This is a genomic window from Rathayibacter tritici (assembly GCF_001641005.1).
GTDB lineage: Bacteria > Actinomycetota > Actinomycetes > Actinomycetales > Microbacteriaceae > Rathayibacter > Rathayibacter tritici.
In genome coordinates this window covers 278,776-302,744 of sequence record NZ_CP015515.1, presented here as the reverse complement: position 1 = coordinate 302,744, position 23,969 = coordinate 278,776, and the positions used below count along the sequence as shown (strand labels likewise).

Below are 23,969 nucleotides of genomic sequence, written 5' to 3'. Positions count from 1 at the left end.
GTGAGCGTCGTGATGTGTCGTCCGCGGTGCGCGGAACCGGCCGCGCGGGTGCGCGGGTGCGCGGGTGCGGTGGATCAGAGGTGAGCCTGCAGGAAGGCGAGGACCGCCTTCTTGTTGTTCGGAGTATTGTTCTGGAGCCCGTGGTGGCCGGAGCCGTCCACGCCGACTTCCGCCGCCACTCCGGCGTCCTGTAACGCGACCTGCATCTCGTCGGCCTGCTCGACCGGGACGAGCTCGTCCTCGGAGGTGAGCCAGATCTGCGGCGCGTCGCTCGCGTCGACCGACGAGATCGGCGAGGCGAGGACGCTCTGCGGGCAGGTCGTGGAGTCGATCTCGTCGCAATCGAGGTAGGCGAGGATCTGCTCCTTCGCCTCGGGCAGCGGCGTGCCCAGCGACATGCCGGCCTCGGTCATGTCGGCGACCGCCGAGAAGGCGACGACCGCCTTGACCCGCGAGCCCTCGGTGAGGGAACCCTCGCCGAGCGTGCCCAGCGTGGCTCCGATGATCGCCCCGGCGGAGCTGCCCATCACGCCGATGCGCGCCGGGTCGAGGCCGAAGCGAGAGACCTGCGCGGGGTCGCGCAGCCACTCGACCGCGGCTTGCGCGTCCTCGACCTGGCCCGGATACCGGCTGTCCTGGAGCAGGCGGTAGTCGACGGTGACGGAGACGAAGCCGCGCTGCGCGTAGTACTCGCACAGCTCGGTCATCCCGCCCTCGTTGCGCGCCCCGTCGACGAAGCCGCCGCCGTGCAGCATCAGCAGCGCGGGTCGGTCGGTGCCGCCCGTGGTGGGGAGACAGGCGTCGGCCTTCAGCGAGACGCCGTCGACGGAGCGGTACTCGATCGCCTTCTGCGTCGTGAAGCCGTCGGGCGTGCGGACGGGCTCGGGCTTCGGGGTGCAGCCGGCGAGCCCGAGGGCCACGGCCACGACGGCCGCCAGGACTGCGGCTCTGCGTGCTCGTGTCGTCTTCACTCGTGGGACTCCGTCTTCTTCTGCTCGTAACTGGGTGAGGTGCCGGGCTCATCCGCCGGCACAGCGGCCGGATCGGCTGTGACGCCCGCGCCCCGCGCCGGAACCGCGACCGGCTTGCGCTTCCTGCCGGGACCGCCGAGGGCCGCCGGCGGGACGTAGAACCAGCGGATCTTCGAGAGGTACCGGGTAACCACGATGGACAGCACGACGGCGATTGTCAGCACGACCAGCAGGAGCGGAATCTCGAAGCCGGCGATCACCGACCGGTCCTCGGGGAGGAGGAAGCGCAGAGCGGTGACGCAGAGCACGATCACGTAGAGGTGCAGGAGGTAGATGTGCAGGCTGCGTTCGCCGCAGACCGTGACGAAGTTCAGGAAGCGCACGCGCGAGAGCGCACGGGCCACGAGGACACCCATCGCCACCGCCGCCATCTGGCCGGCGAGGGCGAGGAATGGCACCCACCGGACCGGGAAGAGGAAGAGGACCGCGCTCAGCACGACGAACACCGGGGTCACGTACAGGAACGCGCGAGTGCTGTTCTTCTCGACAACGTCGATAATCCGCTTCGAATAGAGCGTGCCCACCAGATAGAAAACGAAGAGGGCTCCGATGCGATTCCAGCCCACGTTGGTGGTGTTCACGAGCCCGGTGGTGAACATCGTGCCGAGGATCGCGGCGAGCGCGACCTGGACGCGGTGGTCGACCCGGCGCAGGAGCCACGCGCCGAGGGTGAAGAGGAAGAGTCCGTAAATGAACCAGTAGCTGCTGCTGGGCCAGAAGAACAGCAGGAGCAGGTTGAGCGGGTCGGTCGCGGGCAGCTCACCGAGTCCGCCGTTGGCGAGCGGGACGATCAGGTAGAAGGCCATCCGAAGGAACGACCAGATCACGTAGAGCCACAGCAGCGGGTAGAGCCGGCGGCGCCAGAGGTCGCGGAAGCTCCACGTGGTGATGCGCGAGCCGAACAGACCCGACACCAGGAAGAACAGCGGCATCGGGAACAGCTCGAAGACGATCTTGATGCGGCCGAGAGTGTTCTCGACCCCGATGTCTCCGAGGTACAGCGACGTGTGGTAGTAGACCACGAGCAGAATGGCGGCGCCCTTGGCGAAGTCCACCCATTCACGACGGGCCCCGCCCGACGGCTTCAGCATCTTCATGTTCTCCCCCTTGCGGCGCCCCGAACCGGTCGTGTATCCGCCAGGAGATGCTCATCTCTCTGAGAAACACGATGGCGCGTTCGCGGCACGCGAGCGCTTGATAAGCCTAAAGGGTGTATGGTCCGCGCCGCGCACCGCAGGGTGGGGGCGGGGAGGGCGATACCGCCGGGTCCCGTCGCGATCGCGCTCACCGGCGCCCGTTCCCGACCTGCATCGCGGCCCGGTAGAGCGAGGGCGCCGCGACGGCGAGCCCGAAAAGGACGGAGCGCTTCGCATCCCGACGCCGGACGAGGGCGGCCAGGTGCCGCAGTCCCGCCTCGCCGTGCGCATCCCGCCAGAGCCGCTCGGCCTCATCGGCGCTGTGCGCACCCGAGGTCGCGTCCTTGAAGCGGGAGAGCAGGGAGAAGCGCGCCCGGTAGTAGGTGTAGTCCTGCGAGCGGAGCAGGCGCGGATCCAGTGCGCGGGCCGTCCGCTCGATCACCGCGGCGAGCCCGGCGAGCGAGTCGGCGCGCTGCGAGCCCGAGCGGATGATCGACCCGGAGCGCAAGCGGTACTCGTAGACGGAGTCGGGGATCACCACGACCTCGTCCGCCGCGGCGAGCAGCTGAGCGACCTGCGCCTGGTCGGAGTGCTGACGGATACGGGTGAAGTCGATGCTGTCGAACAGCTCGCGGCGGAACAGCTTGTTCCAGAGGTGCCCGGTCACCTCGCCGACCAGGAGCGCGGTGAAAGCGCCCCGGCCGGAGAGCGCGAGCGGGCCGCGCAGGGAACCGACGGGCGTGGATCCGGTGCCGTCGACCGTGACTGCCTGGGCGACCACCACGTCGGCACGGCCGCTCTCGCCCGCAGCGAGCAGGACCTCGACCGCGGTCTCTGGCCACTCGTCGTCAGCGTCCACCAGCCAGACCCACTCACCGGCGGCCTCGCGGACTGCGCGCTCGCGAGCCGCGGCGACGCCCTGGTTCTCGTCCTGGCGCAGGTAGCGGATCCGCTCGTGCTCGTCGGCGAAGGCGCGGCCGATGGCAGCCGTTTCATCGGTCGAGGCGTCGTCCACGACCAGGATCTCGAGCTCGGCGTGGGTCTGCCGCAGCAGGCGCTCCAGGGCGGAGGCGAGGTGCGCTTCCTCCTGGTACGCCGGCACCACGACCGAGACGAGGGTCACCTCTGCCCCGCAACCCGGCGCAGCACCGTCTCGAGGTCGCGGCCGCTCGACTCCAGGGAGAAGCGGTCGAGCCAGCGGTCGATGCCGCTGATCTCGAGCTCGCTCGCGCGGATCAGCGCGTCGGCGAGGTCGGTGGCGGAGGGGGTGAGCGCGAGCTCGCCGGTGAGGCCGGGGACGATCGCGTCCGCGACTCCAAGCGCCCCGGACACGGCGACCGAGGGGACACCGGCAGCGGCGGCCTCGACCAGCACGTTGCCGAAGCCCTCGCGCAGCGACGGGAGCAGCACGACGGCGTTCTCGTCGAAGTGGTGGAACCAGTCCTCCACCCAGCCCTTGTCCTCGAAGTCGACGCCGCGCGCGGCGGCCTCGGCCTTCATGCTCCCGAGCAGGGGGCCGCCGCCGAAGGAGACGACCGTCGCGGGAATGCCGCGGCGCTCCAACTCCTCGGCCGCGAGGATCGCGAGCTCGGGGCGCTTCTGCACGACCAGGCGGCACGGCAGCACAATCTGCAGGCCCGCGGCGGTGCCGGGGGTGCGCGCGACCTGGCGCGAGCGGTCGACCTTGGCGGTCGCCGGGTTCGGGACGACCGTGCAGCGCTCGCCCGCGACGCCGAAGCCGGCGACGAGCTCGCCCGCGACGGGATGCGAGATCGCGATGACGTGGTCGGCGCGGCGGTAGAGCCTCTTGGCGAGCGCGAGCTGCACCTTCTGCGTCCTCGAGAAGCCGGGGACGCCGAGCGAGACAAGGTTGCGCTCGCTCACGATGGTCTTCGGGCGGTCGGCGCGGGCCGTCATCTCGGCCGACGCGAGCAGCACGATGTTCGGGTAGCCCTGCAGGGCGACCGCGACGTCGGGGGTGCGCCGGCGGAACAACTCCTTGAGCATCCTCGCCTTGCCCACGTGGCCTGTGCCCGCGCCGATGCGGTGCAGCACCGCGCCCTCGGGCAGGTACTCGTCGGTGCTCTTGACCGAGGTGGTGACGACGTCGACGTGGTGGCCCTGCTCGAGGAGCCAGCCCATCCAGGTGCGGGCGACGAACTCGGCCCCGCCGCCGTGCAGCGACGTGACGACGAACATGATCCGCATCCGCGGTCCCTTCTCCTGGGCCGCGCTCATCGCACGACCTCCGCGCCGAGGCCGCGGGTGTTCAGCGCCGAGAGGCGACGCACCTCGGGCATGGCCGACTCGATGGTGGCGCGCACACCGCCGTCACCCGGCTCGGCGAGGATGCGGTCGATCACCGGGAGGACACGGTCGGCGAAGCCGGGGAGCGGCTCGACGCAGAGCTGGGGCAGGCCGATCAGGCGCATGATGCCCTCGACCTTGCCCTGGGTGGCCAGCGTGATCGCGGGCACGCCGAGCGAAAGCGACATGATCGCGAGGTGCATCCGGCCGGTCACGGTGAGCAGGGCGTCCTCGGCCAGACCGCGGATCTCGGCGGGCATCAGCACGCGGTCGACGACGGTCACACCCTCGGTACCCACGCGCTCGGCGACCGCGCGCACGGCGACCTTGTCGTCGCCGATGGGGCGGGAGACGTGCGGGAGGAGCACGACGTGCACGCCGGCGGCGCGGAGGCGGTCGACGATCCGCTCGTACTCGGGCACCTGGTCGACCATCCCGGCGACCAGGGCGCTCGCGTTCACGAGGGCGAACGGGACGCCCTCGGGTAGTCCCAGCCCCTCGCGAACGCTGCGGTCGCGGGTGCGGGCCGAGAAGACGATGTCGGTCACCTCCTCCACACGCTGCACCCCGATGCTCCGGGCGCGCTCGGCCGAGAGCGGGTCGCGGAGCATGGGGACGACACCGGCGCGCGAGGCGGCGATCAGGGAGCGGCGGGCGGCGAGGCGCGCCGTCGCGTTCCAGGAGAAGCCGAGGATGCGCGTGGGCACCCCGGCCTCGGCGGCGGCCTGCGCGAGCAGGGAGCGGCGGACCGATCCGCGGAGGCTGTACTTGCCGTCCATCATGTCGGCGCCGACGACCGAGACCGAGCGGGAGCGGCGGATCAGCGCCGCGTAGGCGCGGAGGTCGGCGGCATGCGCGTCGCCCACTCCGTAGACCAGGTGCGGGAGTTCGACGACCGTGACCCGCTCGGCCTGATCCTCGGGGATCACGACGTCGCCCGCGTACCGCTGGACGACGACGACGGGGCCGGACGTGTTCTCGAGGAACGCCTCCAGCATCGCCTGGTCGCCGATGTTGCCGCTGCCGGGGGCGGCGATCACGAGGTGCGACTCGGGCTCGGGGCGGAGGGTCGCGAGGGCGTCGCGGAGGACTCTGCCGTCGCGGCGGGCCGGCAGGCGGGTCGTCGTGACGAAGTCCTTTTTCCAGGACTTCACGACGCCGAGCTTGAGTGTCATCGATCTCTTTCGGTGGGGGGAACGGCGGCGCTCTGCCGCTCGGAGTCGGGGGTGCCGGCCGTGACCGCGCCGTCGACCAGGGCGCTGTCACCGGTGGGACTGGTGGCGTCGACCGCGGCCGGGGAGGGAGCGGCGGCCGGGCGGCTGCGGCGGAAGTGGCGGCGCAGGTCGGCGAGGCCGAGGATCTGGCGGCGGAAGGCGGGCAGGATCAGCATCCAGAGCCCGACTCCGACCAGGACGACCGCGCCGCCCACGAGCAGGCGGAGGATCGGCTGGTCGGCGGAGATCGCAACGGTGGAGAAGTACGAGCCGACCGTGATCGATCCGAACGCGATGCCGCTGCGCAGGCCGTTGGTGAACATGTCGCGCACCGGGGCGTCGGAGGAGCGGCCGATCCAGATCAGCGCGATCGGCCACGTCAGCGCGAGCGAGGCGGCGTAGGCGATGGCGACGCCCGTCACTCCCCAGGTCGAGCCGACCAGGATGAGCACGACCATCAGCGGACGGGTCGCCAGGCTGTACCAGACGCTCTGACGCACCAGGCCCTTCGCGAGAAAGACCCACCAGGAGCAGTACGCCGTGGCCTGGAAAAAGCCGGCGACGAGCAAAATCTGGAAGATCGGCACCGAGCCGAGCCAGCGCTCCCCCAGCAGGATGCGGATGACCGAGTCGGACTGCGAGCCGAGCAGCGCGAGCACCAGGCCCATCACCGTCAGCATCGCCGACTGGCCGAAGAGGATGAAGGTGCGGAAGCGCTCGCGCTCGTCCTGCAACTTCGACAGCACCGGCAGGGCCACCCGCTGCGCCGGAGCATTCAACTGCTGCAGCGGCAGCATCATCAGCTGGAACGCGCGGTTGTAGAGGCCGAGGTCGACCGGGCCGAAGCGCGCACCAATGATGACGGAGTCGACGTTCTTGCTCGCGTAGGTGAGCGCCTGGGTGGCGAACACGCCGCCTCCGTAGCGCAGGAAGTGGCCCATCGCCTCCCCGCGGCGGTAGCGGCCGGGCCGCCAGCCGGTGATGACGACGAGCATCAGCACGCCGATCAGCGGCTGCACGACCTGGCTCGCGGCCAGCGCCCAGTAGCCGGCACCGGCAAGCGCCATCAGCACGCCGACCGCGAGGCCCAGCACCTGACCGACGATGTCGACCAGGGTCAGCTTCACGAAGCGCAGGTGCCGGGCGAGGTCGGCGCGGAACTGCGTCGAGATGCCGTTGAGCAGGAAGGTCGAGGAGAGCACCACGGTCAGCAGCTGGAGGCGGTCGTCGCCGTAGAGCGCGGCGATCGGCCAGGAGGCGGCGATCACGAGCAGCGTCAGCGTGAGGCCGATGCCCGCGTTCATCCAGAACAAATTGCTCTTCTGGCCCGGAGTGATCTCCTTCGCCTGGATCGCGGCGGAGGAGAGACCGAAGTCGCGGAAGATCTCGCCGATGCCGATGATCGCGGTGACCATCGCGAGCAGGCCGTAGTCGGCGGGGGCGAGCAGGCGGGCGAGGACGACGATGCTGCCCAGCTGGACGGCGATGCGGATCGCCTGGCCGCCGATGGTGACGGCGGCGCCGCGGCTCGCCGAGCGGCCGAGGCTCGGGGACGGCTTCTGCGTGGTTGCGCTCATCGCGTCGAGCCCTTCTTGGTGGCGAGTGCGCCCTCGTAGGCGTTCTTGAGCTGGCGGCCGAGCACGTCCCAGTCGCGCCCGGACAGCGCGGGGAGACCCTCCGGCGCTCGGGTGCGAGTGGCGGTGAGCGCCGAGGCGATCAGCTCGGGCGTGAGGTCGCCGTCGTACTCGATCACCCAGTCGTTGCCGACTTCCTCGGCGAGGGCCGTGTTGGCGGGCGTGCGGGGCACCAGGATCGGGCGGCCCAGCGAGAGGGCGACCAGGATCGAGCCGGAGTTGTGCATCTCGCGGTAGGGCAGGACGATCAGCTCGGCGCGGCCGATCTCGTCGACCATCTCGGCGTCGTCCACCCGGCGCAACGTCGTGTGCACCCGCGCATCACGGGCGGCGCGCTCCTCCACCAGCTCGCGCTGGCCCGTGCTGGGGCTGCCGACCACGTGCAGCGAGAGGGAGTCGTCCTCGAGCCTGCGGAACACGTCCATCAGCTCGACGACGCCCTTGTAGGGCCGGATGATGCCGAAGTACAGCACCCGGCCGTGTTCGCGCTCGGGCAGCGGGTGCTCGGCGAACTGGTCGCGGTAGTGGCCGTGCAGGACCGTCACGGCGGGCGCTCGGCCGGGAGTGAGAGTGGTGGGGTTCAGACGCACGAACAGGTCGGTCGCGCGGTCCATCCTGGCGAGCGAACGGCGCTCGGCGGCCGGCCCGAGCTCGTGCGGGTGCAGGTTGTGCACGGTGCGCACGAGCGGGATGCGCTGGAGCGCGAGGCGCACGAGCAGCACGTCGAGGGCCCTGCGTCGCAGGAACCGGTGCAGCGGGTTGCGGCCTCGGATCATCAGCTCGGGCCAGTGCACGTGCAGCACGTCGTAGTCGGCGAGCAGGGCGCTGCGCCAGGAGAAGAACAGCAGCTCGACCCCGGGCGCGAGGCCGTCGACGATCGAGTCCACGTACTGGGTCGTCGAGTCCGGCGGCGCGAGCGACTGCTGCACGACCAGCGCGGCCGGCGACGAGGCGTGCCGCCGCGAGCGGCGGCTCATCGCTCACTCCGCATCACGGCGGCCATCGGCGGGTCGAAGATCTGCACGCCGAGCGGCTGGCGCATCCGAATGCCCTGGGAGAAGTCGGGGACGTGCACCGGGTTCAGGCAGATGATGACGAGAAAGCCCAGGAGCAGGTGGCTCGGACGGACCGCGTCGATCGCGTTGTAGCCCGCGAGGCAGACCAGGAAGCCGAGCAGGCCGGCCGCCGGAGCGACGTCGCGGCGGCTCAGCGCGCTGCCGAACAGCGCGATCATCAGGATCACGAAGAACAGCAGGCCGGGGACACCGACGCTGATCAGCAGCTGCAGGAACGAGTTCTCGATGACCACGTCGGAGAAGTTGCGGCCGCTGATGCCCGAGGTGGCCGCTCCGGAGCCGAGCCAGTTCGAGAGCTGGGCGGCCTTGACCGCGACCGTGACCCCGAGATCGCGGGCGCCGGCCGAGATCGACGCGTCGAGGTTGTTGTTGCGCGCGGTGACCGGTTCGAAGTTGAGCACGCCGACTCCGGCGATCAGACCGGCGAGAAGGATCGAGCCGGGCCGCAGCAGCGAGCGGTCCGGGTTGAGGACGCCGACCGCGACGAGCCCGACGACGACCGCAACGGCCACGGCGGCCATCGGTCCGCGCGAAACGGTCGCGACGACTCCGGCCGACGCCAGGATGCCCAGCAGCAGATCGGAGCGGCGCGAGCCCTGCAGCCAGGCGCCGAACGCCAACGCCGCACCCACCGTCAGGAAGGTGCCCGCGAGCAGCGGGTGGCCGAACGTGATCTCGGCGCGGTAGAGCGACCAGTGCTGGTCCTGCTCGGTGCCGAGCGCGGCGTAGAGCGGGCCGAGGATCGGGGAGCTCTGCGCCACCAGCTCGAGGCAGGCGTAGAGCGCGAGCAGGCCCGAGAGCCAGACCCAGGTCTTGCGCAGCAGCACGGCCTCGCGCTGGGCGTCGAAGACCAGCATCGGCAGGCCGACGCAGACCGCGATGCTGGCCATCCACGAGACACCGGCCGAGACGAAGGAGCCGCGGACCGTCGCGACGGCCGCCCAGACCAGGAATGCCGCGAAGGCGAGAATCGCGATGGCCCGCCACGGGGTCAGCACCAGCTCACGCATCCACTCGCGGATCGGCGCCCGCCACAGCTGCGGCGCGAGCGCCCGGCGCACCGCCCAGACGATCAGGAAGACCGCCCACAGCGTCATCCGGAAGGTGAAGCTGGACGGCGTGAGCGGCGAGGGCACGATCGCGAAGAACGCAAGCGCCATCGCCGGCAGCCAGTGCGCGGGCACCCTCAGCAGCACGAAGGCGCCGACGATCCCGGCGACGCCTAAGGCGACCACCTGCGCGCCGGTGCCGGGGGTCCGCGTGGTGAAGATGTACCCCATGCCGGCGACGATGATCACGGCGACCGTGAACAGCGTGCCGACGACGAGGCGCCGCGGGAGGAGATCGATCACGTCAGGGAGTCCTTCTAGCATCGGGAGAAGCGGGCGGAGGGGGCGGGCGGTGCGGCGCTCACGGGAGTGGTCCCGTCAGCCTCGATGAGGATCGCGATGCCCTCGCGAGTCGCCTCTCGGCGGCTGGGACGCCTGCGATGCCGTGCCCTCCTCCTCCGCTGCTCGACCCTGGCCACGGCCCCCGGGGAGGAGGGGTCGCGTCGGTCCTGCCGCCGATCAGGCGGGGCCCTCCTGGAGCCAGCGCTGGAAGGTCAGGACCATGTCGGTGTTCGTGAAGCCGGGGACCACGTGGCCCAGCTGTCCGCCGTCGCCGCTGTGGTAGGCGATGGTCGCTTCGCGGGCGACGGGCAGAGCCAGGCGGCGCAGACGTCCGCCGTGGATGTCGGCCGGGACGAGCGAGTCGGCCGATCCGGCGGTGATGCGCAGGCGCGTGCCCGCCCAGACCGACTGCGGGAGACGCGACGGGTTACCGGCGCGCAGTGCGGTGAGGTCGCCGCCGTACGCGGCGACGACGCGCCCCGGGTCCCGCGACTCGGTGTCCTCGATGTCGTAGACGCCGCTGGAGTGGTAGGCACCGTAAATGGTCGGCACCAGGCGATTCGCGTAGGCCCAGCAGAGCAGGGCGCCGCCGCCGGAGTTCGAGCGGAGGAAGCTGGCACGCACGGACCACAGGCTGCTCACCCAGGTGACGGCGGCCTTCTGCGCGGCGAGCGCGGGAGCACTCGTGTAGGCGCTGCTGCCGCTGTACTGCGGGCAGATGCTGACGTAGCCCTGATCGACGAGCTGATCGGCCGAATACTGGTAGGCGCCGGAGAGAGCTGTGTAGTCGCTTCCGCTCGCGTGGTAGTACCAGACGACCGGCACCGAGAGGTTCTTCCCGGGTACCGCGCTGTGCGGGACGAACAGGCGAGCGGGGTCGTTACCGATCTTCACGTCGATGATCTCGTAGGGCTTCCCGCCGACACGTGAGCGCGCCGTGTCCCTGCGGGAGACCTCGCCTGGGAGCTTCGGGATCGCGGAGTAATTCGCCGCGGCGAATGCGGGAGTCGCTACAAGTGCGGAGGCGGTCGCGGCGACTCCGGCAGCAGAGGCGGCGAGCAGGATGCGGCGCGATAATCCGCGCGGGATGTCAGTCATATCGAGGTTCCTTCGGAGCTTTCACGATCAGAATCGAGTCGGCCGACCAGTCCGATATCGACGCACGAGAAGTCGCGTCCGGCCCCCCAACCCACTCGGAAGTGTACGGGCCGAAGATGACGCCCGGATGACGTTCTCATCACATCTGATCGCTCGGCGGTCATCAACGGGATGAGGGGAACAGTCGGCGGGAGAAGCCCGAGGACTTCTCGGCAGAGTCGTGTACGACAAAGGGCACGGCGGAATCCGCGGAGACGATCCGGCGGGCCGCAGCCTGCTCCAGCGTTCCGCGGGAAAGACTCTCTATCTCGACGGTGACCGCGAGCCCGGATTCGGCTAGGCGAGTGGCGATCTGCACCTGGTGGTCGTCGACGTGCTCGCCGAAGGAGGCGCGTCGCGGCACCAGGAGCGGCATCCGGCCCTGCTCGATGGCGCTGAGCGCCGTGCCCACTCCCCCGTGCGCGATCACGACGTCGGCCGCCGCCATCGCCTCGTTGAGCTCGTCATGCGGCACCGAGTGGCGGCCCTGGATTCCCAGCCCCGACACGTCGTTCGCGCCGGTCTGCCAGAGCACCTCCACGCCGTCCAGGAGCGGCGCGAGCGCGGCGAAGAAGCGCGGGAAGGGGTAGCCGTCCTGCGTGCCGACCGAGACGACGGCCCGGCGGATCGGCCGCGGGACGACGTCTTCGACGCGGTAGGTATCGAAGATCGAGCCGCCGAAACTCCACCGGTCGTCGGCCCAGGAGCGGTACTGCGTGTAGGTCGAGACGGCCGGGACCCGGGCGAGGATCCGGCCGGTCACCGACGGGCCGAGTACGCGCGCGGCGCTCTCGATGTAGTGCGCGGGGATGCCGCGCGAGGCCGCCAGCGGGAGGAAGGAGAGGGCCGGGCTGGCGCCGGTGCTGAAGACGGCGTCGAAGGAACCGCGGGTCAGCAGCGAGCGGCCGATCATCGCATTGCGCAGCACCGGCGCGACGGCACGGGGCGGCGGATCGGCGAGGTGCGTGATGCGCCGGTCGGCGAGGAGGGTGCGGCTGAGGGCACTGTCGACGGTCGCCCAATGCTGCTCCTCGGGGTCGACTCCGAGCAGCCCCGAGAGTGCGAACATCTCTTTGAGATGCCCGCCCCCGGAGCAGACGAACAGATACGAAGCCATACGCGCCTTCACTGGTGATGATCGAGAGAACAGGCGTGTGAACGATCGATCGCCCGCCGAGAACGACCACCGATCCCTGGTGCAGAAGTCGCCATATCGTAGCAGGAGCAGAAGTCGGGGAGTCATTGCGAAGTGAATTCTTCAGCCGTAGAACACGATGTCTGCTCACGTAGTCGGGTGCTCTCAAAACGAAAGCGCCTCAGGTCGAGTGGAAGAGTGCCTTAGTCGGGAGAAGGAGTGACTTCGGTCGAGAACGACGAGAGCGGACTGATATCCGCTCGGCCGCGATGCCTAGCGGATCAGCCGATTCCCGTCGATCACGTTCGCGGCTCCGGGCGCACGCGTAGCGTCGGAGCACCGGCGCAGAGGCCGGTCGACCCAGGAGGAGCGCCATGAGCGACAACGACCAGAACAGCCCCGTGATGGACGGAGCCGATGACGCGAGCAACGACGAGAAGCTCAGCGGTTTGATCGACCAGGTCGAGCACGACCACGGGGCCGAGGGAGCCGGCGCCATGGCGGATGCCCTGCGCGAGCGCGCCGAGGAGACCGACACCGATATCGCCGACGAGTCGGAGGCGACGGGTTCGGTCGAGGACAGCGGCACCGCTCAGGTCTGAGCGAGGGCCGACCCGGTGCAGCACGCCGTGGCCTCGTCGACACCCGCCTGCACGCCTAAACCACAAAGACCTCCGGGACGAGGCGGGTCCAGTGGCCCGCCTCGTCCCGGAGGTCTTCGCTGACGTCGCCCCGTGGGAGCGCGTCGGGGAACTGCGGCTAGGTCGTCAGAGCAACCGCCGGGGGCGTCCGGGCGGCCGTGATCGCCGGGTAGGAGCCCGCGATCATCCCCACCACGACGGTCGCGCCCAGACCCGCGAGGACGATCCCGACCGGGATGGTCAGCGGAGCACCCGAGGTCGCGGCGAAGAATGCCACCGCCGCCGTGCCGAGGACTGCGCCGCCGATCCCGCCGAGGAGCGAGAGGAGGAACGCCTCGATGAGGAACTGCGCGCGAATGTGACCGCGGGTCGCGCCCAGGGCCCGGCGGAGGCCGATCTCACGCCTCCGCTCGAGCACCGAGATCACCATCGTGTTGGCGATCCCGATCCCGCCGACGAGCAGGGCGACCGAACCGACTCCGAGAAGCAGCCCGTTGAACGAGGCGTCGACGGTGTTCTTGGCCTGCAGGACGTCCGACGGCCGCGCCACCGCGACGGTTCTGGGCTTCACCGGGTCGATGCTCGGTGCGAGCAGCTGCTGGATCCGGGGCACTGCCTCATCGGCGGACCGCTCGTACACGGTCGTCGGGTTCCCCTTCCAGCCCAGGAGCGTGCGAGCCGCTGATCCGGGGACGAGCACGGCGCTGTCCAGCTCGGGCGCGAGCGGGCTGCGGCCGAGGACGCCGATCACGGTGAGATCGGCGTCGCCCACGTGGACCATCGAACCGGGCTCCTCGATCCCGAGCGCGCTCGCGGCGGTCTCGCCGAGGACCACCGTCGGAAGCTCGGACGACGCCGCGTCGAACCACCGGCCGACGGCGACCGGTGACTCCGTCACGCCGAGCAGGCGCTGATCGGCGACAGCGACCGTGAGGCCATTGGTATTGCCCAGATCGACGAGGCGGTTGCGGTAGGCGCCGACCGGGAGGACGGCCACAGATGCCGCCGACTCGACGCCGTCGATCCGGAGCACCCGCTCGACCGCGTTCGGGGCCAGCGGGACCGGGGCGCTCATGACGCTCGCAGCGGAACTCGCCGTGAGCAGATTCGTGCCGAGATCGTGGAGGTTCTTCTCGACCTGCGCCTGCGAGGTCGCGGAGACACCGACCACCGCGATCATCGCCGCGATTCCGATCGCGATGCCGAGCGCCGAGAGGATCACGCGGAGTGGACGCAGCCGCAGCCCGCCGCTGCCGATCCGGAGGAGGTCACTCGCGAGCAGGCGTGAGCGGCTCATGCGGCTGCTCCCGTCGCCCGGATATCGGACTCAACCCGTCCGTCACGGATCGCGACCACCCGCGGAAGGCTCTCCGCGAGCGCCCTGTCGTGCGTGATCACGACGATGCTCGTTCCCTGGGCGTTGAGCTCGCGCAGAAGCGCCACGACCGCGGCCCCGGACACGGAGTCGAGGGCACCGGTCGGCTCGTCCGCGAGCAGGAGCGGCGCGTCCGAGACGATCGCCCGGGCGATCGCGACCCGCTGCTTCTCTCCGCCCGAGAGCTGATGGGGACGGTGGTGCAGGCGATGGGCCAGCCCGACTCTGTGCAGCGCGTTCTCCGCCGCCTCCCGGCGTCGGCGCAGCGGCGTGCCGACGTAGAGCGCCCCGTCCGCCACGTTGTCCAGGGCGCTGCGGGTCTCGTCCAGGTGAAACTGCTGGAAGACGAAGCCGAGCATCGTCGCCCGCAACCCGGAGAGTCGCCGGTCGCCGACCGTACCGATGTCGACGCCGTCGATCAGGACGGTGCCGGTGGTCGGACGATCGAGCAACCCCATGATGTTGAGCAGGCTCGACTTGCCGGATCCGCTCGGCCCGACGATCGCGAGGAGCTCGCCGCGGTCCACGGACAGCGTGACACCGTCGACGGCGCGGACCGCGGGGCTGCCGTGATCGCGCGTCACGTCGCGGAGGTCGAGGAGGGTCATGCGCTCGCCGCCCCGACGGTCAGGGCGTCGTGCAACCCGTCCCCGGACACCTCGGCGACGCCGTCAGCGACGAGTCCCACCGTCACGGGGATCCGCTGCTTCGATGCGTCGCCGCCGATCACCTCCAGTTCGTAGCCCCCGCCGGCGCGGGCGAGGAGCGCGTCGACCGGCACGGTGAGGACGTCGTCGTGGCGCTCGCCGATGAAGGCGGCCTGCACCGACGCCTCCTGGAGGCCGTCCGCGACGGCGGGATCCGTGAGCGCGATCTCGACGGGGACGACCCGGCTCGTTGACGGATCGTCCTGGCTCTGGCTCTGGCTCCCGGAGTTCTGCCCGCCCGACACCTGAGCCCGACCGACGGACGTCACGCTGGCGGGCGCCAGGGTGCCGTCGGGCATCGTGACGCTCACCGCCGCTCCGACCGACGCGAGGCCCTGGTCGGCGAGGGGCAGCATCACCTGCACCGACGGGGCATGCGCGGTCAGCGTGATCACGGTGGTCCCCGCTCCGACCGGCGTCTCGACGGCGACCGGAGTGGCGCCCACGCGCACGACGTCCGGAGCCACGACGATGGCGGACTGGGGAACCTCGCCGGTCTGGGGGATCTTGAGGGCCTTCTGCCACTTCCGCACTGCCTCGGCCGTGGGCTCGAGGAACTCCTCGTCCGGCACCCGCGGGAAGTACCCGAGCTCGGACAGGTTCTGCTCGAGCTGTAGGACGTCCGCCCCCTTCGCGCCGACGGAGAGGTCGCGCCAGACCGGGACCGTGCCCAGGAGCAGCACCGTGGGGACGGTGTCGACTTCGTACACGGTGTCGCCGCGTCCGAGGGAGGTTCCGACGGCGGGGACGGCGGTGAGCGTGCCGGTCGCGCGGGAGGTCGGCGACTTGACCGCTGGATAGCGCAGCGTCCCCTTCTCGGTGGTCGTCTTGGCGACCGTGCCGGTCGTCACCTGAACCGTCCGCCCGACGGGTGCAGCTGGGGACTCCGGGCTCGCGGAGGACGCCCCCCAGGGCGCCCAGAGCGCGAGGCCACCGACCGCGGCGAGCACAAGCACCGCCGAACCGGCCAGAACGAGCCGACGTCGCGTCGCCATCACTGCGACATCTCGTCGAAGCAGGTACCCGAATCCTGGTTGAGCGTCGCGTCCGTCTTCAGCAGCTTCGACATGGCCTCGTTATCCCACTGCCCGTCGGCCTGGAGATCCGGGACTTTGTGCCCCTTCGCGATGATGCACGAGCGCAGTTCGCCGTTGTACACACGCATCGCCGCGGAGTCCTCGGCCGTGGGCTGCGGCTCCGCGCCGACTTCCTCGGCGCAGGCGGCGTCCGCGGCGTCCTTGATCTGCTGCGACACACTGTCGCCCTGGGCACCGTGGTCATCAAGGCACGAGGACATTTTCCGCATGTACTCCTCGCGGGTGTTCTCGAAGGTCCCGAGCGTCGCGGCCGCCTCCTTGAGGGACGGGGTCGCCTCGGCAGCGGCGCCCTCCGCCGGCGCGGAGGAGCAGCCGGCCAGGAGAAGGGCGCCGAGGGCGAACGAGCTGAAGATCGTGAGGATCTTCGTCACCGGAGTCGAGGGGCGAATGCTCATTAGGGGTTCCTTTCGTGGAGTGTCATCGGCGCCGTTCATGGGACGACCAATTCGGAAACCATACGAAATCGATCCGTGACGATCCGTCAATTCATGCCGTCATCGGAAGCGATTGCGCCATTTTCGGAGCCGTGGGACGCAACTTCCGTCCGGAGGATGAGCGCCCGCCTCCGGGAGGAGGACCCCGTCGCAGCGGTCGGCTCGGGTCCGCGTCGTCGGGCCGGACCCGTGTCAAGGCGCGAAGTGACGCTCCCGGCGGCACCCCGGAAGAGGACGAGGCACGCTCGTCGCAGCGGTTCCCCGTTCCGCCCGCACTCCTGAGGACTGCATGGACCCCTCCCCCGACGCCCCGGTCGAGACGCTGCTGCCCGCCGAGGAGCCGCACTCTCGCAGCCTGTCGATGACCAGCGTCGTCCTCGGGCTGTGCTCCATCGTGGTCGGCGCGATCCTCGTCGTCCCCGTGATCGGGATCGCCCTCGGCATGGTAGGACTGCGTCGGGAGCCCTACCGCAAGCTGGCGCGCACGGGCATCACTCTGAACTGCGCGATGCTCGCGCTCTTCGGGGCGGTCCTCGTCGCCATGATCCTGTTCAGTGGTGAAGCGAGCGAAGCGCCGTGAGCGGGCGAGCGGCGGGCTCCCGGCCATGATCCCCCTTGCCGTCCTCGGAGCGGTCCTGGCCGGCGGACTCGCGCTCCACGTGATCCGGCCCGCGCGGATCGCCCTGCACCGACTCGCGCTCGGACGGCCGGCGCCCTCGCCTGGGCAACCGCAGGCAGAGCCGGCCGCGCCGAGCGAGGACCAGGAAACGCAGACCGGCCCCCGGTGACCCGACGACGACCCCGGCCTTCTCCACCGAGGCGCAGGGACTCGTCGGTGACGATCGGGCCAACCGTCCTGCGCTTCTCCGCCGGGACGCGGTCCTCGGCGCGACCGGGAGCCGCGTCAGCCGAGAGCCGCGTCGGCCGAGAGCGAGAGCGAGAGCGCATGCCGCTGCACGTCCCGCAGCTGCCTCCTCGCGGTGCGCTCGCCGCGCGCGAAAACCTCGAGCGTGGCCCGTGCGGTGCGGTTCGCGCAGTGCCGTTCGAGGTGTCGATCCGTCGCGGACGGGCCGTGAGCGACGGATCGGACCGGCCGGGGGCGGCGGGGTGCGACGCGGGACTGGCGCGAGGCGGGGGAGAGCTGGGCGCGGAGGCCGGGGCGCGCCTACTCTCGGGCATGACCGCGATGGCTCCGCAACTCCGGCACGACCGCTTGGTCACCCCCGACGTGCTGCGAGGAGTGGCGGTGGTCGCCATGCTGATCGCGCACGCGATGCCGCTCGTCCCGAGCCGACGGACGGGAGCTTTCGGCCTCCTCGCCTGGAACGTCAACGACCTTGCGTCGCCGCTGTTCGCGCTGGTGATGGGGATGTCGGCGGCGCTGGTGCTCGCGCGGCCCGGCGCCTCCCCCGGCCGGGTGCTGCTGCGGAACGCGATCCGCGGCGCCGTGCTGGTGGCGCTCGGGGTGTGGCTCGGCATCTGGGGCAGCTGGATCGCGATCGTGCTGCAGTACCTCGGGGTCGTGCTGGTGCTCGGCACCCCGCTGCTCCTCCTCCGCTCTCGGCTGATCGCCGTGGTCGCCGCCGTGCTGGCGCTCGTCGCCGGGCCGCTGAACGCCGCGGTAGCCGCCGCGGCACCCGGCTCGCCGCTCACCCTCTGGCTCTTCACCGGGCCGAGCTACCGCGCGACCAATCTGCTCCCGTTCTTCCTCCTCGGCGCCCTGCTGCTGCGCCACGGAGCCCGGCGCGACCGCCTGCTGCCAGTGCTTGCGGCGGTGGCGGTCGTCGTCTACCCGGTGCGGCTCGTGGTCGAGCCCCTGCTCGGAGCAGAGACCCTCTCCGGAGGCCTGCCGGACACACTGCACGACCTCGGGCTCGTGCTCGCGACATACGTCGCGGTGGTGCTGCTCACCACCTCGCGCTCGGCAGCCGTCCAGCGCGCGCTGGTGCCGCTGCGGGCGATCGGCACGCTGGCGCTCTCGGTCTACGTGCTGCAGGTCGCCCTGGTCGCGGCGCTCGCTCGCGCGGGCTTCGGCTACGCGGCCGACGCTCCGCTCGCCGCGCTCGCCCTGGTGCTCGGGCTCTGCGGGGCGGCACTGCTGTGGTGGCGCGTGCTCGGCGCCGGCCCAGTCGAGCGGCTGACGTCGCGGCTCACGGGGCTCGTGCCGCGGTGAGCGGCGGACATGTCGAACCGGAACTGAGTTGTCGCAGACGCTCCGGGGTCCGGTGAGCGCTGCCCGCCACACCAGGCAGGACACCGCGAACAAGACCGAGGCATGGGCGGCCGAGCGCGCCGCCCTTCCGCCCGAGCTACGCGCATCGCGCGAGACGGTCGCGGCCTCGTTCCCAACCGGGAGCCCGTACCCACGACGCTCTCCCCGCAGGAGAATGAAAGCGCCAACGCGTTGCTCGCCCAGCGCACACGGGAGGCCAGGTCGCGACCGCGGCGGACTCGACCGATAGCGCCAGGCGTGACAGGCACAGGGGAGAAAGCCGGCCGCGGAGTCCAAGGGAGTCCTGCCCCACCTCATCGAGGCGCTGTCGCGGCCGTGAGCCCGAACGTGACGCCCTCAGCCGCTGGCTGACCTCACCCAACTTGTCACAGCCTCCGTTTACGATGAGGCGCACGCATTGCTGATCGGAGGTACGTAGTGAGCATCCGCATCACGGTAAGCCCGGAGGTTCTGCGTTGGGCCACTGACCGTGCCGGCTGGACCGACCTCGCCATCCATGATCGCTTCCCGCGCTTCGATTCCTGGCTCGCTGCGGATCCTTCTCCGACCTTGAAGCAGCTCCAATCCTTCGCTCGAGCGGCGCACGTCCCATTTGGTTACCTCATGCTTCCGACGCCTCCTGAGGAGTCCCCACCCATCCCGGACTTTCGAACGCGCGGCGACCAGGCTCGGGCGGAGCTCTCTCCGAACCTTCGAGACACCATTTATTCTTGCCAGCGCCGTCAGGCGTGGTACAGAGATTTCGCGATAGCGCACGGCTTTGATGAGGTAGCGCTGGTCAAGATCGCTTCTATCGGTGATCCGATCGAGCCGGTCGCGGACCACATTAGCTCTGCGATTGGATTCGAGATAGAGGGCCGTAGTCGCTTTCGCAGCTGGGAAGGCGCCTTCCGTCAACTCATCGATCTGATCGAAGCGGCGGGCGTCCTTGTATCCGTCAACGGAATCGTGGGTTCTAATGCCCGCCGAGCGCTGGACCCGGACGAGTTCGGAGGATTCGCACTCGTCGATACTTACGCGCCGCTCATCTTCGTGAATGCCGCGGATACGAAGGCAGCCCAGATCTTCACGATCGTGCACGAGCTAGCGCACATCGCTGCGGGAGAGTCCGCGCTCTCCGACCCCGGCGTTGCCGCCTCCGACCATGATGCGCATGAACGTTGGTGCAACCACGTCGCCGCCGAGGTCTTGGTGCCACGAGCGACTCTGCCTGCGGCGTTCCGGGGAACGGCTGACGCGCCCGAGCTGGACCGCCTCGCCACGGTCTATCGCGTGAGCACCCTCGTCGTATTGCGCCGTCTGTTCGACATCGATCTGATCGGTCGGGACGAGTACCGAACCCGCTATCGAAACGAATTGACGCGTGTTCGAAAATCGGCTCGTGGATCCAGCCCGAGCGGCGGGAACTTCTACAAAACGCAGCCGCTCCGCCTCGGTCGCCGCTTCGCGCGCGCAGTTGTAGCGGATGCTCGTAGCGGGGGAACAACCTATGGCGACGCCTTCCGGCTCCTCGGAACGGCGAAGGCCGAGACGTTCGGGAAGCTTGCAGAGGAACTCGGGGTGGCGGCGACGACCTCGCAACGTGGGTCCAAGAGCACCTCGGCATGTTTGAGTCTGCGGACGCCGTCACGGCAGTCAAGCTGACCGAGTTGGCGCAATGGGCAAGCGACGGCACGTTCACCCAGGCTGCCATTGATGAGTTCCTGAGCGTCGCCGACTACTACCTCGTGGCTCATGCGGCCGCACACGGACACACCGTCGTCACGCACGAGGGATACCAGGCCAACGCCCGCAAACGAATCCTCATCCCGAACGCTTGCCGAGCGCTCGGAGTCCCGTACTGCACTACCTTCACAAGGCTGCGGGACCGAGACGTCCGACTAGCGCTCGACGTCCCCTGACCCGACTGGACCACGACGAGGGGCCGATCCGCGAGGACGAAGCATGCATCTTTCAGGAGGTCGGATCCGATATCTTATTTGCCGTCTTCCGCAAGCCGGCCACACCCTCGATCTAGCCGACTACCACTGAAGGGAGGCGCACTATGGCAACCATCCGCGCTGAAGTATTCCCCGCGGGGGACTCCTCGCCGACGAGCTCGAGGCGCGCGGCTGGACTCAGGCCGAGTTCGCTGAGATTCTTGGCCGTCCTCCCCAGTTCGTGTCCGAGATCATCGCCGGCAAGAAGGAGATCACTCGCGAATCTGCGGCGCAGCTCGGCGCGGCCCTGGGAACGTCGCCCGAGATGTGGCTGGAGCTTCAGGACTAGTACTTCCTCTGGCGTCAGGGGCAGGATCAGCGCACCCAGGCGTCTCTAGGAGAGGTTCGGGTGCGTGCGCGTCTGAAGGAACTCGCGCCGATCTCGATAGCGTCGAGCGACTCACGACTAAGCACATCCTTCCCCAGAAGGAGCTGCGCAACAAAATGCCCTTCGAAGTTGTCGGAAGCCTCGGGAACCTTCTCCTCGTAAACGATTCGCTCAACACCCTACTCGGCGACAAAGACTTCGAGTCCAAGAAGCGCATCTTGCGGAGCGATGGACTCAACTACGACATTGGAGGAGTTCTCGATGCGGCGGAGTGGACCAAAGACTCGATCGTGGCCCGGACACGTCTTCTTGCCGAACGTGCATATGACGACGTATGGATGCTCCCGCTGTAATCGAGACTCACGTCCGCCCGAGGGCTTGCCGCCCGCTTCACATCACGCGACGATCAGTTCCCGGCCGGTCACGCGACGATCGAGGTAACCGAGCTGATTCATCAACGTCCGGACCACGGCTTTGCCAAGCTCCAGGGGGACGGCATTGCCGAGCTGGCGCTGAACGTCGGCGCGGGGCCCGTCGATCATGAAGTCGTCGGGGAAGGACATGAGCCGCAGCATCTCGTTGACGCGGAGGCGTCGTGCGCGTTCTTCGCCAGAGGCGGTGCGGACGTTCTCCCAGTGGAACGGGCCGACCCACGGGCCGGGCTGAGCCTGGAGTGTGGTGGATGGCCGGTCAGGGTCGAGGCGGAGCAGGAAGGTCCAGTAGCGACTGCGCCATTCGAAGTGGTTACGGCCGCCGTAGCGTTCGGTATGCCACAGGTAGTTCTGACCAGGCGGGATCTCCGCGGCAAGTTCTCCGTAGTTGCCGTCGACGATCTCGTCTTCGGCCGCGCGCACGAGTCGGGGCAGTCCGGCAAACGCCTGAGAGGTGGTGATGTGCGGGATTTTGCTGGCGTCGACGGTACGGCTGTGCTCGCTCCATCCGGAGTGGGTGGGCTCGGGGAACTCGAACTTCTCCCCGTCACGGCGCCCGACGACGAACACACGGCGACGAAGCTGCGGGACCCCGTAGTCCGCGGCCAGCAGCACCTTCCACTGCGGGTTGTAGCCGAGCTCGCCGAGTCCCTTGAGGAGCCGGTCGAACTGAGCCCTGTGGGTCTTGTACGTCAGGCCCTGCACGTTCTCCAGGATGAACGCCTCTGGGCGTGACTCGCGCACGACACGGACGTACTCGTCCAGCAGCGAGGCATTGGGGTCGCGGCTCTCGCGCTTCTGCTCCAACCAGAACCCGGACTTGCTGAACGGCGTGCACGGCGGGCCGCCAACGACCAGCACCGGCTCCTCGGCCCGCAGCCCTGCTGTGGCGAGGATCTGCTCGGTGGGGACCTGTCGGATGTCGCCGGTGAGGGTCGTGGCGCCGTCGAAGTTCGCTTTCAACGTCCGCAACGCGGGCTCGTTGTAGTCCGTCGCGACCGACACGCGAAGGAGGCCGCTGCCAGGGTCGCCGGCCGCGAGGGGCTCGGCGTCGGCACGTTCGACGGCGAGGTCAAGGCCCCCTGCTCCGGAAAACAGGCTCACCACCGGAAGCTGCTCGCCCATGTGCCACCTCTTCCTCAACGTGCACGCACAGCCCGGCCCCTGCAGGCGATGCGTGTCCAACCAGTATCGTCGACACGAGTATGCCGACAGCCACCGACATACCCACCGTGACCACGGGCATCGGTGGACAACCCGAGCCGGAAGGGGTTCTGTGGAGGAAGAGACGCTCGCCGGACGCGCCTTCGGCGAGGTCTACCGCGTCCAGGGGCGCAGCGACTTACACGCATTCCTCCTCGACGCCGTACGTGCCTCCGGCGGCCGTGTGCTGTATGCGAGCGACCGACACCGCGCGCCGGTCTACCTCGGCGTGCAGCTGGACTCCGACGAGCGGATCGGGATGCTCATCTACCCCTTCCGCGTCACCGGGAACTCGATCAAGAACCGTCCCGACGACGAGGTCCGCGGACAGCTCCGCTACGGCGCCGAGGAGTCCTGGAAGCGAGAGCACCCCGTCGGGCGGGATGTCGCCGGCGTGGACGTGACCATGATCCTCGGCGTCGACCTCGCCGACGGCGTCATCCTCGGCCTGGACGCCAACCTCTGGGACCCTCTGCCGATGGGCATCTCCTTCTATGCCAAGGACGCCGAGATCCAACAGGCCACAGCGTCCGGCTGGCACGTCTGGGAGAAGATCAACCGGCCAGGAACGAAACGCTCCGAGCCCCGCTCCCCCACCAGCCTGGAGACAGTCGTCGCGTTCACCCCCGACCGCCTCATCGACTACGCACGTCTCGAACGACGAGCGACCTCTCTGCGCTTGGACCCGCCGCTGCGATACTCGGCTGCTATCGCACTCGCAGACAAGACGGCGGTCGACGAGCTGCCACGTCGGCACGTGTTGGAGGAGCAGTTCGCACTCACCAGCGAGCAGATCCTCGACATCATCGGCGGCCGTAACCGGCTCTCGGTCGCCGTCCGCGGTGGGGTCGCCGAATACCACCTGGAGCACCTGCTCGACAGTTCGCCCGACATCGCCGCGGTCGAGCGGCTCGACGTGGACGCGATGCACGACTTCAACGTCACCCTCTCGGACGGCAGGGTGAGGAGGGTCGAGTGCAAGAACGCAAGCCCGAAGACCTCCGCCAGCGGTAGCTTCAAGGTCGAGGTTCAGAAGACCCGGGCCTCCAAGGGAGATCCCGCCTCGCGCTTCTATCCCGTCGACGGGTTTGACGTCGTCGCGGCCTGCCTCTTCTCACCGGCTGGACGATGGGAGTTCCGTTACGGGCTCACCTCACGTATGGCGCGGCATAAGGACTTTCCCGACCGGCTCGCGCCGATCCAGACGATCACCGACGACTGGGCGGAGAGCCTATCCGCCCTCAGGGAGTGACCTCTCGTCGGTCGCGCACGACGTCCACGACACTCGTGGCGAGAGAGGTGGGAGCTTCGTGTTTCCAGAACCGCAGCACGCGCCAGCCTCGTTCCTCCAGCAACTCGGTGGTCTCGATATCGCGGAGTCGGTTTCGACCGATCCTGCCCTCCCCGTAGTCGCGGTTTGTCGACGGCGTCTTGAAGCGCTTGGGCCAGCCGTGCCAATAGCATCCGTCGATGAGCACCG

At 69.5% G+C, this 23,969-nt stretch carries 23 protein-coding genes and 1 pseudogene; 8 read left to right on the top strand and 16 right to left on the bottom strand.

The features are described from left to right. Positions 1-74: 74 nt before the first annotated feature. From A6122_RS01325 to A6122_RS01280, 10 genes are all read right to left on the bottom strand, one after another. The gene (locus tag A6122_RS01325; protein WP_068250672.1) at positions 75-971 is read right to left on the bottom strand and encodes an alpha/beta hydrolase; all 897 of its coding nucleotides are present in this window, start codon (positions 969-971) and stop codon (positions 75-77) included. Further along, positions 968-2,128: an acyltransferase family protein gene (locus A6122_RS01320; RefSeq protein ID WP_068250669.1), complete on the bottom strand. Its 1,161-nt coding sequence runs from the start codon at positions 2,126-2,128 to the stop codon at positions 968-970. Before A6122_RS01320 ends, A6122_RS01325 begins: the two co-directional genes overlap by 4 nt. 187 nt (positions 2,129-2,315) lie before the next feature. Continuing rightward, complete coding sequence (locus A6122_RS01315) at positions 2,316-3,290, bottom strand: glycosyltransferase family 2 protein (RefSeq protein WP_068250664.1); 975 nt, start codon at positions 3,288-3,290, stop codon at positions 2,316-2,318. Further along, positions 3,287-4,405, bottom strand: a complete 1,119-nt coding sequence (locus A6122_RS01310) for a glycosyltransferase (protein WP_068250663.1) — start codon at positions 4,403-4,405, stop codon at positions 3,287-3,289. Before A6122_RS01310 ends, A6122_RS01315 begins: the two co-directional genes overlap by 4 nt. Further along, positions 4,402-5,649 (bottom strand): polysaccharide pyruvyl transferase family protein, encoded by a 1,248-nt coding sequence (locus A6122_RS01305; protein WP_068250662.1) that lies wholly within the window; start codon positions 5,647-5,649, stop codon positions 4,402-4,404. Before A6122_RS01305 ends, A6122_RS01310 begins: the two co-directional genes overlap by 4 nt. After that, a complete protein-coding gene (locus tag A6122_RS01300; RefSeq protein WP_068250659.1) occupies positions 5,646-7,265 on the bottom strand; it encodes a lipopolysaccharide biosynthesis protein in 1,620 nt (539 codons plus the stop codon). Before A6122_RS01300 ends, A6122_RS01305 begins: the two co-directional genes overlap by 4 nt. Next, entirely contained in the window at positions 7,262-8,299 is a 1,038-nt protein-coding gene (locus A6122_RS01295) for a glycosyltransferase (protein ID WP_068250657.1), read from the bottom strand. Before A6122_RS01295 ends, A6122_RS01300 begins: the two co-directional genes overlap by 4 nt. Further along, positions 8,296-9,750, bottom strand: a complete 1,455-nt coding sequence (locus A6122_RS01290) for an O-antigen ligase family protein (RefSeq protein WP_068250654.1) — start codon at positions 9,748-9,750, stop codon at positions 8,296-8,298. Before A6122_RS01290 ends, A6122_RS01295 begins: the two co-directional genes overlap by 4 nt. 216 nt (positions 9,751-9,966) lie before the next feature. Beyond that, positions 9,967-10,887 carry a hypothetical protein gene (locus tag A6122_RS01285; RefSeq protein WP_068250651.1) on the bottom strand — a complete coding sequence of 307 codons (921 nt, stop codon included), beginning with the start codon at positions 10,885-10,887 and terminating at the stop codon, positions 9,967-9,969. 163 nt (positions 10,888-11,050) lie between these two features. Beyond that, positions 11,051-12,043, bottom strand: a complete 993-nt coding sequence (locus A6122_RS01280) for a glycosyltransferase (protein WP_068250648.1) — start codon at positions 12,041-12,043, stop codon at positions 11,051-11,053. A gap of 392 nt (positions 12,044-12,435) precedes the next feature. Between A6122_RS01280 and A6122_RS01275 the strand changes: the two genes are divergently transcribed. Continuing rightward, entirely contained in the window at positions 12,436-12,663 is a 228-nt protein-coding gene (locus tag A6122_RS01275; protein ID WP_068250645.1) for a hypothetical protein, read from the top strand. A 157-nt stretch (positions 12,664-12,820) separates the two neighbouring features. Here the strand turns inward: A6122_RS01275 and A6122_RS01270 are convergent, their stop codons facing one another. The 4 genes from A6122_RS01270 to A6122_RS01255 are packed head-to-tail and all read right to left on the bottom strand — an operon-like array spanning position 12,821 to position 16,276. Continuing rightward, a complete protein-coding gene (locus tag A6122_RS01270; protein ID WP_068250642.1) occupies positions 12,821-13,999 on the bottom strand; it encodes an ABC transporter permease in 1,179 nt (392 codons plus the stop codon). Continuing rightward, complete coding sequence (locus A6122_RS01265) at positions 13,996-14,685, bottom strand: ABC transporter ATP-binding protein (RefSeq protein ID WP_068250639.1); 690 nt, start codon at positions 14,683-14,685, stop codon at positions 13,996-13,998. Before A6122_RS01265 ends, A6122_RS01270 begins: the two co-directional genes overlap by 4 nt. After that, positions 14,682-15,779: a peptidoglycan-binding protein gene (locus A6122_RS01260; RefSeq protein ID WP_068250636.1), complete on the bottom strand. Its 1,098-nt coding sequence runs from the start codon at positions 15,777-15,779 to the stop codon at positions 14,682-14,684. Before A6122_RS01260 ends, A6122_RS01265 begins: the two co-directional genes overlap by 4 nt. Continuing rightward, positions 15,779-16,276: a hypothetical protein gene (locus A6122_RS01255; protein WP_068250633.1), complete on the bottom strand. Its 498-nt coding sequence runs from the start codon at positions 16,274-16,276 to the stop codon at positions 15,779-15,781. Before A6122_RS01255 ends, A6122_RS01260 begins: the two co-directional genes overlap by 1 nt. A gap of 328 nt (positions 16,277-16,604) precedes the next feature. On the opposite strand from A6122_RS01255, the gene A6122_RS01250 reads away from it, so the two are divergent. From A6122_RS01250 to A6122_RS17640, 6 genes and pseudogenes are all read left to right on the top strand, one after another. Then, the gene (locus A6122_RS01250; RefSeq protein WP_068250629.1) at positions 16,605-16,895 is read left to right on the top strand and encodes a hypothetical protein; all 291 of its coding nucleotides are present in this window, start codon (positions 16,605-16,607) and stop codon (positions 16,893-16,895) included. 492 nt (positions 16,896-17,387) lie between these two features. After that, positions 17,388-18,488 (top strand): DUF418 domain-containing protein, encoded by a 1,101-nt coding sequence (locus A6122_RS01240; protein ID WP_167542328.1) that lies wholly within the window; start codon positions 17,388-17,390, stop codon positions 18,486-18,488. A 477-nt stretch (positions 18,489-18,965) separates the two neighbouring features. Next, a complete protein-coding gene (locus A6122_RS01235) occupies positions 18,966-20,192 on the top strand; it encodes an ImmA/IrrE family metallo-endopeptidase (protein WP_084415735.1) in 1,227 nt (408 codons plus the stop codon). Next, positions 20,138-20,449 (top strand): annotated as a pseudogene (locus A6122_RS01230) (DUF4411 family protein); the annotation flags it as partial. The gene A6122_RS01235 and the pseudogene A6122_RS01230, both read left to right, overlap by 55 nt. A gap of 166 nt (positions 20,450-20,615) precedes the next feature. Next, positions 20,616-20,816, top strand: coding sequence for a HigA family addiction module antitoxin (locus tag A6122_RS17185; protein WP_308471237.1), 201 nt, complete (start codon positions 20,616-20,618; stop codon positions 20,814-20,816). Next, complete coding sequence (locus A6122_RS17640; protein WP_373408567.1) at positions 20,795-21,208, top strand: HNH endonuclease family protein; 414 nt, start codon at positions 20,795-20,797, stop codon at positions 21,206-21,208. Before A6122_RS17185 ends, A6122_RS17640 begins: the two co-directional genes overlap by 22 nt. 42 nt (positions 21,209-21,250) lie before the next feature. On the opposite strand, the gene A6122_RS01220 is transcribed toward A6122_RS17640, so the two are convergent. Beyond that, positions 21,251-22,471 carry a DNA cytosine methyltransferase gene (locus tag A6122_RS01220; protein ID WP_219817563.1) on the bottom strand — a complete coding sequence of 407 codons (1,221 nt, stop codon included), beginning with the start codon at positions 22,469-22,471 and terminating at the stop codon, positions 21,251-21,253. A gap of 91 nt (positions 22,472-22,562) precedes the next feature. Here A6122_RS01220 and A6122_RS01215 point away from each other — a divergent pair, with 91 nt between their 5' ends. Further along, positions 22,563-23,741, top strand: coding sequence for a hypothetical protein (locus tag A6122_RS01215; RefSeq protein WP_068250620.1), 1,179 nt, complete (start codon positions 22,563-22,565; stop codon positions 23,739-23,741). On the opposite strand, the gene A6122_RS01210 is transcribed toward A6122_RS01215, so the two are convergent. Beyond that, complete coding sequence (locus tag A6122_RS01210) at positions 23,731-23,967, bottom strand: PDDEXK family nuclease (protein WP_068250619.1); 237 nt, start codon at positions 23,965-23,967, stop codon at positions 23,731-23,733. The two genes, A6122_RS01215 and A6122_RS01210, sit on opposite strands and share 11 nt — an antisense overlap. Positions 23,968-23,969: the final 2 nt, after the last annotated feature.